General features: G+C 71.5%; 16 protein-coding genes. 13 read left to right on the forward strand and 3 right to left on the reverse strand.

The genetic code is table 11. The features are described from left to right. Positions 1–37: 37 nt before the first annotated feature. The 6 genes from ACIQWX_RS22925 (at position 38) to hpaD (ending at position 7,128) form a co-directional block, all read left to right on the forward strand. Entirely contained in the window at positions 38–1,474 is a 1,437-nt protein-coding gene (locus tag ACIQWX_RS22925; RefSeq protein WP_400874370.1) for an aldehyde dehydrogenase family protein, read from the forward strand. Between the two features lie 73 nt (positions 1,475–1,547). Then, entirely contained in the window at positions 1,548–2,969 is a 1,422-nt protein-coding gene (locus ACIQWX_RS22930) for a fumarylacetoacetate hydrolase family protein (RefSeq protein WP_400874373.1), read from the forward strand. Continuing rightward, on the forward strand, positions 2,951–3,619 hold the full coding sequence (locus ACIQWX_RS22935; protein WP_400874376.1) for a GntR family transcriptional regulator: 669 nt from the start codon (positions 2,951–2,953) through the stop codon (positions 3,617–3,619). The genes ACIQWX_RS22930 and ACIQWX_RS22935 overlap by 19 nt, the downstream gene beginning before the upstream one ends. Before the next feature lie 16 nt (positions 3,620–3,635). Continuing rightward, a complete protein-coding gene (dapA, locus tag ACIQWX_RS22940; protein WP_400874379.1) occupies positions 3,636–4,583 on the forward strand; it encodes a 4-hydroxy-tetrahydrodipicolinate synthase in 948 nt (315 codons plus the stop codon). Continuing rightward, on the forward strand, positions 4,580–6,088 hold the full coding sequence (gene hpaE / locus ACIQWX_RS22945) for a 5-carboxymethyl-2-hydroxymuconate semialdehyde dehydrogenase (protein ID WP_400874382.1): 1,509 nt from the start codon (positions 4,580–4,582) through the stop codon (positions 6,086–6,088). Before dapA ends, hpaE begins: the two co-directional genes overlap by 4 nt. Further along, on the forward strand, positions 6,085–7,128 hold the full coding sequence (gene hpaD / locus ACIQWX_RS22950) for a 3,4-dihydroxyphenylacetate 2,3-dioxygenase (RefSeq protein WP_400874385.1): 1,044 nt from the start codon (positions 6,085–6,087) through the stop codon (positions 7,126–7,128). Before hpaE ends, hpaD begins: the two co-directional genes overlap by 4 nt. On the opposite strand, the gene ACIQWX_RS22955 is transcribed toward hpaD, so the two are convergent. Further along, on the reverse strand, positions 7,111–9,027 hold the full coding sequence (locus tag ACIQWX_RS22955; protein ID WP_400874388.1) for a S9 family peptidase: 1,917 nt from the start codon (positions 9,025–9,027) through the stop codon (positions 7,111–7,113). The genes hpaD and ACIQWX_RS22955 overlap by 18 nt on opposite strands. Before the next feature lie 25 nt (positions 9,028–9,052). Then, positions 9,053–9,469, reverse strand: a complete 417-nt coding sequence (locus tag ACIQWX_RS22960) for a DUF6292 family protein (RefSeq protein WP_400874391.1) — start codon at positions 9,467–9,469, stop codon at positions 9,053–9,055. 183 nt (positions 9,470–9,652) lie between these two features. On the opposite strand from ACIQWX_RS22960, the gene ACIQWX_RS22965 reads away from it, so the two are divergent. From ACIQWX_RS22965 to ACIQWX_RS22995, 7 genes are all read left to right on the forward strand, one after another. After that, on the forward strand, positions 9,653–9,844 hold the full coding sequence (locus tag ACIQWX_RS22965; RefSeq protein WP_400874394.1) for a hypothetical protein: 192 nt from the start codon (positions 9,653–9,655) through the stop codon (positions 9,842–9,844). Beyond that, on the forward strand, positions 9,841–10,374 hold the full coding sequence (locus ACIQWX_RS22970) for a DivIVA domain-containing protein (protein WP_400874397.1): 534 nt from the start codon (positions 9,841–9,843) through the stop codon (positions 10,372–10,374). The genes ACIQWX_RS22965 and ACIQWX_RS22970 overlap by 4 nt, the downstream gene beginning before the upstream one ends. A gap of 39 nt (positions 10,375–10,413) precedes the next feature. Beyond that, positions 10,414–11,796, forward strand: coding sequence for an FAD-binding oxidoreductase (locus ACIQWX_RS22975; RefSeq protein WP_400874400.1), 1,383 nt, complete (start codon positions 10,414–10,416; stop codon positions 11,794–11,796). Continuing rightward, a complete protein-coding gene (locus tag ACIQWX_RS22980) occupies positions 11,778–13,073 on the forward strand; it encodes a class I SAM-dependent methyltransferase (RefSeq protein ID WP_400874402.1) in 1,296 nt (431 codons plus the stop codon). The genes ACIQWX_RS22975 and ACIQWX_RS22980 overlap by 19 nt, the downstream gene beginning before the upstream one ends. 100 nt (positions 13,074–13,173) lie before the next feature. Continuing rightward, positions 13,174–13,377, forward strand: a complete 204-nt coding sequence (locus ACIQWX_RS22985; protein ID WP_086680104.1) for a cold-shock protein — start codon at positions 13,174–13,176, stop codon at positions 13,375–13,377. A 288-nt stretch (positions 13,378–13,665) separates the two neighbouring features. Continuing rightward, a complete protein-coding gene (locus tag ACIQWX_RS22990) occupies positions 13,666–14,598 on the forward strand; it encodes an acyl-CoA desaturase (protein ID WP_400874404.1) in 933 nt (310 codons plus the stop codon). A gap of 55 nt (positions 14,599–14,653) precedes the next feature. Next, positions 14,654–15,196, forward strand: a complete 543-nt coding sequence (locus ACIQWX_RS22995; RefSeq protein ID WP_400874407.1) for a polysaccharide deacetylase family protein — start codon at positions 14,654–14,656, stop codon at positions 15,194–15,196. Here the strand turns inward: ACIQWX_RS22995 and ACIQWX_RS23000 are convergent. Beyond that, positions 15,183–16,202 carry an endo-1,4-beta-xylanase gene (locus tag ACIQWX_RS23000; RefSeq protein WP_400874410.1) on the reverse strand — a complete coding sequence of 340 codons (1,020 nt, stop codon included), beginning with the start codon at positions 16,200–16,202 and terminating at the stop codon, positions 15,183–15,185. The two genes, ACIQWX_RS22995 and ACIQWX_RS23000, sit on opposite strands and share 14 nt — an antisense overlap. Positions 16,203–16,241: the final 39 nt, after the last annotated feature.

The following is a 16,241-nucleotide window of genomic DNA, read 5'->3' on the forward strand; positions in this document are numbered from 1 at the left end:
GATACTCGGCTCACCGAAGGCCGAGGAGGAACCCGGGATGGCGACACGCCTGTGCATCGACGGACAGTGGACCGAAGCCGGCGGCGGTGTCATCCCGACGCGCGACCCGGCCACCGGCAAGGTGCTCGAAGAGGTCGGCACTGCGGCGAAGGCCGACGTCGACGCCGCCGTCGCGGCCGCCCGGCGAGCACTCACCGCACCCGGGTGGGCCGGGCTGCTGCCCGTGCAGCGGGCCGCGCTGCTGTTTCGGCTGGCCGACCTCGTCGAGCGGCACCACGAAGAGCTGGCGCGGCTGGAGACGCTCGACCAGGGGCAGCCGATCGGCGTGTCCCGGCAGGTGAGCGTGACCGGCGCGGCGGAGCACTTCCGCTACTTCGCGGGCTGGGTGACGAAGCTGCAGGGCACGACCAACCCCGTGTCCTTCCCCGACACCCTGCACTACACGCGCCGCGAGCCGGTCGGGGTGAACGCGCTGATCACGCCGTGGAACTTCCCGCTGATGATCCTCGCGTGGAAGCTCGCGCCGGCCCTGGCCACGGGCAACACGGTCGTCATCAAGCCCAGCGAGGTCACGCCGCTAACCAGCATCCGCCTGGTCGAGCTGGTCCACGAAGCCGGGATCCCCGCAGGGGTGGTCAACCTCGTCACCGGCGACGGTGCGATCGGGGCCTTCCTGACCGAGCACCCGGACGTCGACCACGTCTCCTACACCGGGTCCACCGCGGTCGGGAAGCTGATCACCGCGGCGAGCGCGGCGTCCAACCTCAAGCGGCTGACCCTCGAACTCGGCGGCAAGGCGCCCAGCATCATCGCGGCCGACGCCGACATCGACGCCGCCGTCGCGGGCAACCTCGCCGGCGCGACGCTCAACACCGGCCAGGTCTGCGCCGCCTACACGCGCTTCTACGTCGACCGCAAGCGCGAGCAGGAGTTCGTCGAGAAGATGGCCCGCGGCCTCGAGGGCCTGCGGCTCGGCCCGGGCACCGACGAGGCCACGCAACTCGGGCCGCTGGTGTCCGAGAAGCACCGCGAACACGTCGACTTCCTGGTCGGCACCGGCCGTGAGCAGGGCGCCGACCTGGTCACCGGCGGCACCCCGGTCGAGCGCGACGGCTACTTCTACACCCCGACGCTGTTCGCCGGCGTCCGTGACGACATGGCCATCATGCGCGAGGAGATCTTCGGCCCGGTCCTCGCCGTGACGCCCTACGACGACGGCGACGAGCTCCTCGGCCGCGCCAACGACACCGAGTACGGCCTCGCCGCGACGGTCTGGACCCGCGACCTGCGCACGGCCCAGCGGTACGCCGACGGCATCCGGGCCGGTGCGGTGTTCGTCAACATGCCGCCGATCCCGGACATGGCCGCGCCGTGGGGTGGTTACAAAGCGTCGGGCTGGGGCCGTGAGATGGGCCCGTGGGCGCTCGACGCGTACACCGAAGTGAAGTCCGTCTGGCTCCACTACGGCGGGTGAAAGGGGGTTTCCCCACGCCGCAGATCGTATATTATTTGAGATACCTTCTCCGAACCGGCAGGCAGGACCACGGATGACGACCCTCCCGCAGCGGCCCGGCAAGATCATCGCGCTGCACCTCGGCTACCGCTCCCGCGCCGCTCAGCGCGGCCGGGTACCGGAGCAGCCGTCGTACTTCCTCAAGCCCTCGACGTCCGTCGCGGCGAGCGGCACCGCCCTCGAACGGCCGGCGGGCACCGAACTGCTCGGCTTCGAAGGCGAGATCGCGCTGGTCATCGGCCGCACCGCTCGCCGGGTCTCCCCCGAGCACGGCTGGTCGTACGTCGGCGGGGTCACCGCCGCCAACGACTTCGGCGTCTACGACCTGCGCTACGCCGACAAGGGCAGCAACCTGCGGTCGAAGGGCGGCGACGGCTTCACCCCGCTCGGCCCGGCGGTGCTGCCCGCCACCGACGTCGACCCGGCCGCGTTGCGGCTGCGGACGTGGCTGAACGGCGAGCTGGTCCAGGAGGACACCACCGATGACCTGCTGTTCGACTTCGGCAGGCTGGTCGCCGACCTCTCGCAGCTGATCACCCTCGACCCCGGCGACGTCGTCCTGACCGGCACCCCCGCGGGCGCGTCGGTCGCCATCCCCGGCGACGTCGTCGAGGTCGAGGTCGACACGGACGGGCACACCACCGGCCGGCTCGTCACGCCGATCACCGAGGGAACCGTCCCCTTCGGACCGTACGGCGCGCTCCCCCGCGTGGACGAGCAGCAGCGCGCGGACGCATACGGGACGTCCACATCGGACTTCCAGTTGACCGCGGACCTCAAGCGGCGCCTCGAATCCGTGGGTACCGCGACGCTGTCCGCCCAGCTGCGCAAGCGCGGGTACAACGCGGTGTCGATCGACGGGCTGACGTCCACCCGGCCCGGCACCCGGCTGACCGGCCGCGCTCGGACCCTGCGCTACCTGCCCTACCGCGAAGACCTGTTCAAGAACCACGGCGGCGGCTACAACGCGCAGAAACGGGCGATCGACGGCCTCGGCCCCGGTGACGTCCTCGTCATGGAAGCCCGCGGGGAGCGTGGCACCGGCACCGTGGGCGACATCCTGGCGCTGCGGGCGCAGGTGCGCGGCGCCGCCGGGATCGTCACCGACGGCGGCGTCCGCGACCTGGCCGCGGTGTCCGCTTTGGACATTCCGACGTACCACGCCGGGCCGCACCCGGCGGTGCTCGGCCGGCGGCACGTGCCGTGGGACGTCGACGTCGCGATCGCCTGCGGTGGCGCCGCCGTCTGCCCCGGTGACGTGATCGTCGGCGACGGCGACGGCGTCCTGGTCATCCCGCCGGACCTCGTCGAAGAGGTCGTCGACGCGGCGATCGAGCAGGAGCTGCAGGAGACGTTCATCGCCGAGCAGGTCGCCGCGGGCGAGCGCGTCGAGGGCCTCTACCCGATGGACGAGCACTGGCGCGGGAGGTACGCCGCATGGCTCGCGAAGCGGTGAACGGCACCGCGCTGAGCAAGTCGCGGATCGCCTACGAGTGGATCAAGGCCCGGATCGCCGACGGCACGTTCTCCCCCGGCTACCGGCTCGTCCTCGGCCAGCTCGCCCAGGAACAGGGCGTCAGCGTCGTGCCGATCCGCGAGGCCATCCGGCTGCTGGAGGCCGAGGGGCTGGTGACGTTCGAACGGCACGTCGGCGCGCAGGTCGCGATGGTCGACGAACGCGAGTACCAGCACACGATGCAGACCCTCGCGCTCGTCGAGGGCTACGCCGCCGCGCTCGCCGCACCGGTCCTCCCGCCCGGGGCGCTCGACCGGGCCCGGACGCTGAACACCGAACTGGCGGACTGCCTCGGGCACTTCGAACCGGCCCGGTTCACCGCGCTCAACCGCGACTTCCACGCCGTGCTGTTCGACGCCTGCCCCAACCCGCAGGTCCTCGACCTCGTCCGGCGCGGCTGGGACCGGCTGAACGGCCTGCGCTCGTCGACGTTCAGCTTCGTCCCCGGCCGCGCCCGGCAGTCCGTGGCCGAGCACGAGCACATCCTCGGGCTGCTCGACGCCGGCGCCCCGGCCGCCGACGTCGAACAGGCCGTCCGCGCCCACCGGCTGGCCACCCTGGACGCCTTCCTCGCCCACCGCCACCCCTGACCCAGGAAGGACCCCCATGCGCTTCCGCTCCGACCCCCAGGCCATCCGCGGGTCGATCGCGCCGCTGATGACGCCGTTCACCGCCGACGGGGCCGTCGACCACGCCGGCCTGACCAACCTCGTGCGCTGGCAGCTCGCCTCGGGCTCGCACGGCATCTCGATCGGCGGCTCCACCGGCGAACCGGGTTCGCAGACGGTCGCCGAGCGCGCCGAGGCCATCCGGACGGTGGTCGCCGAGGTCGGCGACCGCGTCCCGGTCGTCCCCGGCACCGGTTCGGCGAAGCTCGACGAGACCCTGGAGCTGACCGCGCTGGCGCGGGACGCCGGCATCGACGCGGCGCTGGTCATCACGCCCTACTACGCGCGGCCGACGCAGGACGCGCTGTTCGTCTGGTACCGCACGGTCTGCCGCGAGTTCCCCGACCTGCCGATCGTCGCCTACAACGTGCCGAGCCGGACCGCGGTCGACCTCGCGCCGGAGACGGTCGCGCGGCTGTACCGCTCGTGCGACAACTTCGTCGGGATCAAGGAGACCACGAAGGACTTCGAGCACTTCTCCCGCGTGCTGCACCTGTGCGGCCGCGAACTGCTGGTGTGGTCCGGGATCGAGCTGCTCTGCCTGCCGCTGCTGGCCCTCGGCGGTGCCGGGTTCGTCAGCGCCACGGCCAACATCGCCCCGGCCGCGTGCGCGGAAATGTACACCGCGTGGCAGTCCGGCGACCACGAACGCGCGCGGGAGATCCACTACGGCCTGCACCCGCTGGTCGACCTGCTGTTCGTCGAGACCAACCCGGCGCCGGGCAAGTGGGTGCTGGAGCAGCGCGGGCTGATCGCCTCCGGGCACGTCCGGCCGCCGCTGATCCCGCCCACCGAAAAGGGCGTCGCCCGGATCACCGAGCTGATGGCCGAAGGCGAGAAGTACCTCTCGCCGACCGAAGGCTTCACCGTGGAAGGAACGGCATGACCCACTACGTCCCGGAAGGACTGCCGGGCGAGCTCAAGCACTACATCGGCGGCGAGCTCGTCGACAGCGTCTCGGGCAAGACGTTCGACGTGCTCGACCCGGTGTCCAACACCCCGTACGTCACCGCGGCCGCCGGCCAGGCCGAGGACGTCGACCGGGCGGTCGCCGCGGCGCGCACGGCGTTCACCGACGGGCCGTGGCCGCGGATGCTGCCGCGAGCCCGGGCGCGGATCCTGAACAGGATCGCCGACGCCGTCGAAGCGCAGGACGCCCGGCTCGCCGAGCTGGAGACGTTCGACACCGGCCTGCCGATCACCCAGGCGCTCGGGCAGGCGCAGCGCGCGGCCGAGAACTTCCGGTTCTTCGCCGACCTCGTCGTCGCGCAGGCCGACGACACCTACCAGGTGCCCGGACGGCAGGTGAACTACGTGCACCGCAAGCCGGTCGGGGTCGCCGGGCTGATCACGCCGTGGAACACGCCGTTCATGCTGGAGAGCTGGAAACTCGCCCCGGCCTTGGCGTCGGGCTGCACGGTGGTGCTCAAGCCGGCCGAGTTCACGCCGCTGTCGGCGAGCCTGTGGGCCGGGATCTTCGCCGACGCCGGACTTCCTCAGGGCGTGTTCAATCTGGTCAACGGCTTCGGCGAAGAGGCGGGCGACGCGCTCGTCAAACACCCGGACGTCCCGCTGATCTCGTTCACCGGCGAGACGACGACCGGGCAGACGATCTACCGCAACTGCGCGGCGCACCTCAAGGGCATGTCGATGGAGCTGGGCGGCAAGTCCCCGGCGATCGTGTTCGCCGACGCGGACCTCGACGCCGCGCTCGACTCGACGCTCTTCGGTGTGTTCTCCCTCAACGGCGAGCGCTGCACCGCGGGCAGCCGGATCCTCGTCGAGCGCTCGATCTACGACGAGTTCTGCGCGCGGTACGCCGCGCGGGCTCAGCAGATCGTCGTCGGGGACCCGCACGATCCGGCCACCGAGGTGGGCGCGCTCGTGCACCCCGAGCACTACGAGAAGGTGATGCGGTACGTCGAGCTCGGCAAGTCCGAGGGCCGGCTGCTCGCCGGCGGCGGCCGTCCGTCCGGTTTGGACTCCGGCAACTACGTGGCGCCGACGGTGTTCGCCGATGTTCCTTCGTCCGCACGGATCTTCCAAGAGGAGATCTTCGGGCCGGTCGTGGCGCTGACGCCGTTCGACACCGAAGCCGAAGCGCTGGCGTTGGCCAACGACGTCAAGTACGGGCTGGCGGCGTATTTGTGGACGTCCGACTTGGAGCGGGCACACACCTTCGCGCAGTCCGTCGAAGCCGGGATGGTCTGGCTCAACTCGCACAACGTCCGCGACCTGCGGACGCCGTTCGGCGGGGTCAAGGCGTCCGGCCTCGGCCACGAAGGCGGCTACCGCTCGCTCGACTTCTACACCCACCAGCAGGCCATCCACGTTTCGCTCGGGCCGGTGCACACGGCCCGGTTCGGCAGCGTCCGGAAAGGACAGTCATGACCGCCACCCCGCCGGACGTCCTCCGCTGCGCGTACGCCGAACTCGTCGTCACCGACCTCGCCGCGTCCCGGGCCTTCTACGTCGACGTGCTCGGGCTCGTCGTCACCCACGAGGATTCCGAGGCGTTGTACCTGCGGGCTTTCGAGGAGTACCTGCACCATTCGCTGGTGCTGCGGAAGGGAACCACGCCCGCGCTGGCCGTGCTGGCCTACCGCGTCCGAAGCGCTCCTGATCTCGACCTGGCCGAGGAGTACTACCGTTCGCTCGGCTGCCGGGTCGAGCGGCGGGCGGCGGGCGCGACCCGCGGCATCGGCGAAGCGGTCCGGGTCGTCGACCCGCTCGGGTTCCCGGTCGAGTTCTTCCACGAGGCCGAGCACGTCGAGCGGTTCACGCAGCGCTACGACGTCCACGGCGCCGGGGCACTGTCGCGGCTGGACCACTTCAACCTGGACACCCCCGACGTCCCGGCGGCACGGAAGTACTACGAGGGCCTGGGTTTCCGCGTCTCAGAGGACATCCAGGACGACGAGGGCACGGTGTACGCGGCGTGGATGTTCCGCAAGCCGACGGTCCACGACGTCGCGCTGACCGGCGGCGACGGCCCGCGGCTGCACCACATCGCGTTCGCGTCGCACGAACGCCACCAGATCCTGCACATCTGCGACCACCTGGGCGCGCTGCGCAAGCCGGGCACGATCGAGCGCGGCCCGGGCCGGCACGGCGTCTCGAACGCGTTCTACCTCTACGTCCGGGACCCCGACGGGCACCGCATCGAGATCTACACGCACGACTACTACACCGGCGACCCGGACAACCCGGTGATCACGTGGGACGTCCACGACAACCAGCGCCGCGACTGGTGGGGCAACCCGGTGGTGCCGAGCTGGTACACCGACGCGTCGGTGGTGCTGGACCTGGCCGGTTCGGTCGCCCCGGTCGTCGCCCGGGCCGAGCCGCGCGAAGCCGACGTCACCATCGGCGCGGACGGGTTCTCCTTCAGCACCGGTTCCGCGGAGTTCAAGCTAGGCGAGCAGGTCTGAGAACCAGGCGCGGACGCGGTGCAGGAAGTCGAGCTGGTGGCCGCGTTCGCGGAGCGAGTGGCCCTCCCGGGGGTAGACGACGAACTCGTGCGGCCGGTCCCCGAGGGCGTGGTGCAGGAGTTCGGCCTGCGACAGCGGGACGTTCGTGTCGTCCTCGCCGTGCAGGATGAGGACGGGGGTCGCGATCCGGTCCGCGTGGGTGATCGGGCTGTTTTCCCGGCCACCGAGGGCGAGCTCGAACCGGCCGTTCTCGCCGGTCGCGGCCAGCAGGGGCCAGTCGACGACGCCCGCGTTGACGACGGCCGCCTTGAAGCGGTCCGTCCGCGTGACGGCCCAGGCGGCCACGAACCCGCCGTGGCTCCCGCCGCCGATCCCGAGCCGGTCTTCGTCGGCGACGCCCGCCTCGACGAGCAGGTCGATCCCGGTGAGGAGATCGGTGAACTCCGCGCCTCCGACGTCCCCGGCGACGCTCGCCGCGAAGGCGTGACCGTGGCCGAGGCTGCCCCGCGGGTTCGGGAGGAACACCGCGAACCCCGCCGCGGCCAGCCACTGGCCGCAGCGGAACCAGCCGAGCTGGAACGTGTCGGCGTAGCGGTCGTACGGGCCGCCGTGCACCAGCGTGACGAGGGGGAACGGGCCGTCGTTCCCGGTCTTGCCGGGCGGCAGGACGAGGAGGCCGTCGAGGTCGAGGCCGTCCGGGGCTCGGTAGGCGAGGCGGTGCTGGGTGGCCCACCCGTGGTCCGGGGCGGTCCGGGTGAGGCGGACCAGGTCGTGCGGTGGTCCGGCGTGGACCTCCTCGGGCTCGGCGCCGGCGCTTCGCACGAGGGCGATGGTTTCGCCGTCGTGGCTCGCGGTCAGGGAGGTGCCTTGGACTTCGGCGACGGTGGTCAACGCGGTGTCGAGGCGGCGGACGGTCGTGTCGAGGCCTTCGGCGAAGAGGGCGAGGGGCGGGCCGTCGGCGACTTGGACGAGTTCGGTCGGGCAGCTGGTCAGGCCCGCCGTGAGGTTGACGCCGTTGTCGAAGACCGCGGTGCCGCCGATGAGGCCGGGCGGGGTCAGGCCGAGGTGGGCGAGGTGCCATTCCGTGCCGTCGTGCCACCAGGCCGGGTGGGACGCTTCGAGGGGCGGGGTGGGTTGGTCGCGGGTTTCGCCGGTGGCGAGGTCGACGAAGTGGAGGCCGGGTTCGAAGAGGCCGGGTTCGCGATCGGCGCAGGACCAGGTGAGGACGGCGAGGGTGGCGAAGTCCGGCCGGACGGCGACTTCCCGCACGTGGCGGCGGCCCAGATCCCCCAAGGGTTTGACGGTCGCGGTGCACAGGTCGAGCAGCCATAGCCGGTCGGGGCGGGCTTCGGTGTCCCAGCGGGCGGGCGGATCGGGGCGAGGTTCGGTGGCCCGGCCGGCCGGCTCGCCGGGGTGGCCTTCGCGCCTGCCGGCCAGTGATCCCTCCTGCCGCTCACCGCGGCCACCAGCCGCCGCCCGGACGACTCGCACCCGGGGATCGGCCGGCCGCTCCTCCGGATCCGGCGCGATCACCACCACCGACTCCGGCAGCGGGACATGGCCGCTGACGCCCGCCGGCCAGTCGCCGAGCTGCTCGGGATCCCCGCCCTCGAGCCCGATCCGGTACAGCCGCGCCGTTCCCCGCTCGGCTCGGTCCGACAAGAAGAACACCGAACCCGAGTCCACGGCCCACCGCGGCGCGTGGTTCTCCGCGGCCACACCGGCCGCCAGCTCACGGGGCTCCGCACTGCCGTCGGAAGGGACCAGCCACAACCGGCTCACCGGGTACTCGCCTGCCCGGCCCACCGGGGCCGTCACGTACACGACCCACCGGCCGTCCGGGGAAATCCGCGGATCACGCGGCACTTCCCGGTCCACCACAGTCTCCGCCGTCAGCACTCCACCCAGTGTGCCGGAAACCGGATCAACGGGGAGCGAGCGTCCCCAGCAGTTCCTCGTGCCGGCCCGGCTCGCGCAGCTCCGGAGCTTCGAGCGTCCCGGCGTCCGGGTCGTCGGCGCGGACCGCCGCCAGGAAGCGGACCACCGCACGGGGTTCCGGCAGCACTTCTCCGCCCAAGTAGGACAGCACCGTCGCGCCGCCGGCGTCTTCGATCGCCGCCGCCCAGCCGTGCGCCTCGTCCCAGACCAAAGCCAAGTCGTGTTCGGGGAACCGGCTCAGGCGCCAGTCGAGCGCGATGTACGCCGCCGCGGGGGTGCCCGCGTCCAGTGTGCAGGATTCCAGCCCGACCCCCACCGCGCGGGCCACCGCGGCGACGTACCCGCGCAACCCCCGCTCGAACGAGAACTCCGTGTCGCGCCCGAAATCGATCAGAATGCTCAACGCCGCCTCGCTTTCCCCGTCCCGCCGCGGGATCCCCGCGGTCCGTGCGCCGGATACCCCGCCACCGCCGCGATCAACCCCACGCGCCCATGTCGTCAATCCGGCGACATCTCATTTGTCGTCGCTTCGATGACATGTTACAACAGTGACACCAGCACCACCACCGAGAAAGGTTCCGCACCCGTGACCGCATCGACGGCCCTGCCGACCGGTTACCAGCACTCCAGGGAAGATCTTGTGGCCCCGGCGCCGCGGCGGGTCCCGCGGTTCGTCACCACGCTGCACGACGACGACCACACCATGGGCCGCCCCGACCCCGTCCGGCTCCGGTCCGCCGCGGACGTCGGCCTCGCCGACCTCCTGCACCGGTCATGACGCTCCCCCTGCCCGAGAGCTTCGCCCTCACCCTGCGCGGCTACGACCGGGACCAGGTCGACGAGCGGATCGACGAGCTGCTCACCGAGATCGGCCTGCTCACGGCCGACCGCGACGCCGCCGTCGCCGAAGCCGAAACCCTCGCGCGGCGCCTCGAAGAAGCCCGCTCCGCCAACGCCGCGTTGCGGGCCCGCGCCGACCGCCTGTGCCGGACCCCCGCCGACCCGGCCGCGGTCGGGGACCGCGTGCGGCACCTGCTCGAGCTGGCCCACGCCGAAGCGGACGGCGTCGTCGCGGCGGCCCGGCAGCGAGGCGCGGCGATCGTCCGCGAAGCGGAGGACACCGCGGCTCGGAAGCTCGAGGACGCCCGGGTCCACGCGGCCCGTGAGATCGAGCACGCCCGCCACCGCGTCGAGTACCTCGCCGCCACCGAACGCCGGACCGCCGACCGGCTGCGGAAGATCGACGCATTCCTGGCCGAAGCAGCGGAACTGCTCGAAGCGGACACCCGGCTGCACGCGGCCGCCTGACCCGTGCGCCCGCTGTCGGCGTGAGGCAGGATCGGGTTCGTGACCATCGATCAGGCCGGGGTGCCGCAAGCCCCGCCGTTCCCCGAACACGAAGCCCGCGTCGACGCCCTGCGGCGGCAGCTCACCGCGATCGCCGGTGAAGCGACCGTCCGGCTCGCGAAGCGGACCTCCAACCTCTTCCGGTCCCGGGCCGCCGCGAAGCACCCCGGGCTGGACGTCTCCGGCTTCACCCACGTGCTGCGCGTCGACCCCGGGAGCCGCACCGCCGACGTCGAAGGGATGGTCACCTACGAACAGCTCGTCGACGCCACCCTGCCGCACGGCCTGATGCCGCTGGTCGTGCCGCAGCTGAAGACCATCACCCTCGGCGGCGCGGTGACCGGCCTCGGCATCGAGTCCTCGTCGTTCCGCAACGGCATGCCGCACGAGTCGGTGCTCGAGCTCGAGGTGCTGACCGGCGACGGCCGGATCGTCGTCGCGACGCCGGACAACGAGCACCGGGACCTCTTCCGCGGCTTCCCCAACTCCTACGGCACCCTCGGCTACGCGCTGCGCCTGAAGATCGTCCTCGAACCGGTCAAGCCGTTCGTCGAGCTGCGGCACGTCCGTTACCACGACCGGGACACTTACTTCCGGGCCCTCACGGAAGCCTGCGACAGCGGCGAGCACGACTTCGTCGACGGCACGGTCTTCGGCCCGGACGAGCTGTACCTGACCCTGGCGAAGTTCACCGACGCCGCGCCCGCGACCAGCGACTACACCTGGCTGGACATCTACTACCGCTCGATCCAACGCCGCGAAACGGACCACCTCACCGTCCGGGACTACCTCTGGCGCTGGGACACCGACTGGTTCTGGTGCTCGCGCGCGTTCGGCGTCCAGCACCGGCTGCCGCGGCTGCTGCTCGGCCGCCGGTTCCTGCGGTCCTCGGTGTACTGGAAGGCGGTGGCGCTCGACCGGCGGTTCAAGATCGCCGAGCGGCTGCTCAAGCTGCGGCGCCTCCCACCTGAGGAGACGATCGTGCAGGACATCGAGGTCCCGATCGGGCGCGCCGCGGAGTTCCTCGAGTTCTTCGAACGGGAGATCCCGATCAGCCCGGTGTGGATCTGCCCGCTGCGGCAGCGTCCCGGCGGCGTGCGCTGGCCGCTCTACGAGCTGGACCCCGAAGCGCTGTACGTCAACTTCGGGTTCTGGTCGGCCGTCCCGCTGGACCCGGGTGAGCGTGACGGCGTGCACAACCGGATGATCGAAGCCGAGGTCACCCGGCTGGGCGGGCACAAGTCTCTTTATTCGGACAGCTTCTACGCCGAAGACGAGTTCTGGCGGCTCTACAACGGCGACGTCTACCGGGACCTCAAGCGGACCTACGACCCGGACGAGCGGCTGCTCGGCCTCTACGAAAAATGCGTCCGCCGCCGGTGAAAGGAACGAACGTGAACCAGGCAAGCCCCCCGGTCGGCGAGGTCTTCGAGCGTCTGCTCGGCCCCCGCGCGACCGTGTCGATCACCGCCTACGACGGCAGCAGCAGCGGCCCCGCCGACGCGCCGGTCGCGATCCAGGTGCGCTCGCCCCTGGCCCTGGACTACCTGATGTCCTCCCCCGGCGACCTCGGCCTCGCCCGCGCGTACGTCGCCGGCGCGCTCGACGTCACCGGTGACCTGTACACCGCGCTGCACGCGCTGTCGGCGCAGGTCGACCAGCTCAGCCCGGCCGACCGGCTGTGGCTGCTGCGCAAGCTCGGCCCGCGCCACCTGCGCGTGGTCAAGCCGCCCGCCGAGGAGCACCCGAGCCGGTTCCGACGCGGGCTGACCGCGCTACGGCACTCGAAGGGCCGCGACAGCGAGGCCATCGCCAGCCACTACGACGTGTCGAACCGGTTCTACGAGCTGGTCCTCGGGCCGTCGATGGCCTACACGTGCGCGGTGTTCCCGGAGGCAGGCTCCTCCCTGGAGGAGGCGCAGTACCACAAGTTCGACCTGGTCTGCCGCAAGCTCGGCCTGCAGCCCGGGATGAAGCTGCTCGACGTCGGCTGCGGGTGGGGCGGCATGGTCGCGCACGCCGTCCGGCACTACGGCGTCGAGGCGCTCGGGGTCACCCTTTCGCGTGAACAGGCGCAGTGGGCGCAGAAGAACATCGTCGCGCTCGGGCTGGCCGACCGCGCCGAGATCCGGCACCTCGACTACCGGGACGTCACCGAGACCGGGTTCGACGCGATCTCCTCGATCGGCCTCACCGAGCACATCGGCGCCCGCAACGTGCCCGGCTACTTCCGGTTCCTCGCGGAGAAGCTCAAGCCGCACGGGCGGCTGCTCAACCACTGCATCACCAACCCGGACACCAGCGTCGCGCACCGCTCGCGCGGGTTCATCGACCGGTACGTCTTCCCGGACGGCGAGCTCGAGGCCCCGGGCGAGCTGATGACCGCCATGCACGACGCCGGCCTGGAGGTCCGGCACTCGGAGAACCTCCGCGAGCACTACGCGCTCACCCTGGCCGGGTGGTGCGCGAACCTCGACGAGCACTGGGACGAGGCCGTCGCCGAGGCGGGCGCGGGACGCAGCCGGGTCTGGGTGCTGTACCTCGCGGCCTGCCGGCTGGCCTTCGAACGCCGCGAGATCGAACTGCACCAGATCCTGGGTGTGCGGACCGACCGCGAGGGCGGGATGGGCATGCCGCTGCGCCCCGATTGGGGAGTTTGACCACCGGGGCTGGCCGGGCGGGACCGGGAATGGAAGGATGGTCGCGAGACCGGGCGTCCGAACGGGGCGTCCAGGCTCACTACAAAGAGTAGGTATTGGTATGGCTCAGGGCAGTGTCAAGTGGTTCAACGGCGAAAAGGGCTTCGGCTTCATCGCCCAGGATGGCGGGGGCCCGGACGTGTTCGTCCACTACTCCGAGATCCAGGGCACCGGCTTCAAGTCCCTCGATGAGGGCCAGCGCGTGGAGTTCGAGATCGGCCAGGGCCAGAAGGGCCCGCAGGCCCAGCGCGTGAGCGTCATCTGAGCCACGAGGCACCGAAGGCCCTCGCCCCCCGGGGCGGGGGCCTTTCTCGTGCGCGGCCACACTGCGGATTCACAACGATCAGGTAACGTGGGACGCATCGGGAGAACCCCCTCGGACGCCGGCGTCCCGCCGGTCCCACTCCCGACCCGGGGCCACCGAGGCCATCGCCGACAGGAGCGGCGACGCGCCCGGCCCCACCGCAGACCGCTGACCGCCGGGTGTTCCCGCTCCCCGGCCTCCCGCGCGTGGATTCGCTCCGGCGTGCGTTGACCTCGAAACGAGTAGTGCATGACAGCCTCCGTGAAGGCTCCCCGTTCCGTCCCGAAACCCGTCCTCTCCGGCCGCCAGACCATCGCCGAGCTGATCACCATCCGGACGTTCCTGCTGGTCCCGTTCCTCGCGCTCGCCGCCGCCGTCCCGGTGTTCTGGGGCTGGGGCGTCAGCTGGCTCGACCTCACCATCGGCGGCGCGTTCTTCGTCGTCTCGACGCTGGGGATCACCGTCGGGTACCACCGCTACTTCACCCACGGCGCGTTCCGCGCGAAGCGGGCGCTGCGGATCGCGCTGGCCATCGCCGGCGGCCTCGCCGCGCAGGGCCCGGTGATCGGCTGGGTCGCCGACCACCGCCGTCACCACGCCTTCTCCGACCGCGAGGGCGACCCGCACTCGCCGTGGCTGTTCGGCACGTCGCCGGTGGCGCTCGCCCGCGGGTTCTGGCACGCCCACATGGGCTGGCTCTTCGGCCGCGACAAGACCAACGTCGACCGCTTCGCCCCCGACCTGGCGGGCGACCGCGACATGCGCGTCGTCGACCGCCTCTTCCCGCTGTGGGTCGTGCTGAGCCTGCTGCTCCCACCGCTGCTCGGCGGCCTGATCACGCTGTCGTGGTGGGGCGCGCTGACCGCGTTCCTCTGGGCCGGGCTGGCGCGGATCTCGTTCCAGCACCACGTGACGTGGTCGGTGAACTCGATCTGCCACATGATCGGCGAGCGCCCGTTCGCCAGCCGCGACCGGTCGGCGAACTTCTGGCCGCTGGCGATCCTGTCGATGGGCGAGTCCTGGCACAACACCCACCACGCGGACCCGACGTCGGCCCGCCACGGCGTGCTGCGCGGCCAGATCGACGTCTCCGCGCGGGTGATCTGGGCGTTCGAGAAGATGGGCTGGGCGTGGAACGTCCGGTGGCCCACCCCGAAGCGGCTGGCCGCGCTGGCCCGCTGACGAAAGGCCGCCGAAAGTCCTTGCCTTCGTGGCCCGGCCGGGTGAGGTTGGCCGGATGGACCCGGTGGCGCTGACCTTCGACGACGGCCCGTACCCGTCGACCACGCCGGCTCTGCTGGCCGCGCTCGGCGAGGTGCGGGCGACGTTCTTCCTGTGGGGCGAGCACGCCGCCGCGCACCCGGCGCTGGTCCGCGAGATCGCGGCCGCCGGGCACGTGCTCGGCAACCACACGTGGACGCACCCCCACCTGACCGGGCTCTCGGCCGAGGCCCGCGACCAGGAGGTCCTCCGGACGCAGGACCTCCTGGCTTCGCTGACGGGCGTGCGTCCGGTGCTGTTCCGGCCGCCCTACGGCGACACGGACCCCTCGGTGGCCGAGACGGCCGCCGCGCACGGGTTGACCGAGGTGCTGTGGACCGTCGACACCCGCGACTGGGCCGGTGCTCCCGAGGACGAGATCGTGGCCGCGGCGGACCGCGCGGAGCCGGGCGGCGTCGTGCTGCTGCACGAAGGCCGCCCGGCGACCGTGGCGGCGGTGCCGCGGATCCTCGCGGCGCTCGCCGCCCGCGGCCTGCGGCCGGGATTCACCAGGGGTTGATCCGCAGGTACGCCGGCTTCTTCTGCAGGTTCTCGTCGAACAGGCAGGCCGCCCCTTCGCCGGGGAAGACGTCCGGCACCCACGAATGCCGGTCCGTGAAGCCCCAGGTCGTGAACTCGACGCACCGCCGGACCGCCTGGCAGCCGTCCCACAGCTGGTCGAAGTAGCTCGCCTGCGTGTCCAGCTTCGCCGCGTCGGCCGGGGTCGGGATCCGGACGTCCGCTTCGGTGACCGCGACGTCCACGCCGAGCTTCGTCAGCCGGGCGAGGTTCTCGCGGTACCGGCCGGGGAAGCCGTACTGGATCGACAGGTGCGCCTGGACCCCGACGCCGCCGATCGGCACGCCCTGGCGCCGGAGCGTCTTCACCAGGTCGTACACCGCGTCGCTCTTCGGGTTGATCCCCTCGATGTTGTAGTCGTTGATGTAGAGCGTCGCCGACGGGTCGGCCGCGTGCGCCCAGCGGAAGACGTCCGCGACGAAGCCGTCGCCGAGCTTCTGCCGGAAGACGGTGTCGCGGCGCGTGCCGTCCTCGTTGAAGATCTCGTTGACGACGTCCCAGGCGCGGATCTTTCCCTTGTACCGCTTGACTTCCGTCGTGATGTGGTCGCGCAGGACGCGGCGCAGCTCGTCGGCGGGCAGCGCGGCCACCCAGTCCGGCAGCTGGGAGTGCCAGACCAGCGTGTGACCGCGGACGGTCTTGTGGGTCGCCTGGGCGTACCGGACGATCGCGTCGGCACCCGACCAGTCGTACTGCCCGCGGACGGCTTCGACCGTCCCCCATTTCATCTCGTTCTCGGGCGTCACGTTGTCGAATTCACGGGTGAGCACCGCGCGGTAGTCGGGTTCGTTCGCCAGGTACGCCGCCGCGACAGCACTGCCGACGTACTTGTGGGTGATGGCTTTCAGCGGAACCGACGCCGAAGCCGCCGGCACCTGCCACCCGGCAATGCCCGCGACGATCGCCGCCGTCATCAGCGCGCGTCTAATCGGAATTCTTCTTCGCATGTCATTCCTTCCGTTCTCCGAAAGTTTCGAGGTGTGTCA

It is taken from the genome of Amycolatopsis sp. NPDC098790, from assembly GCF_044759945.1.
Lineage (GTDB): Bacteria > Actinomycetota > Actinomycetes > Mycobacteriales > Pseudonocardiaceae > Amycolatopsis.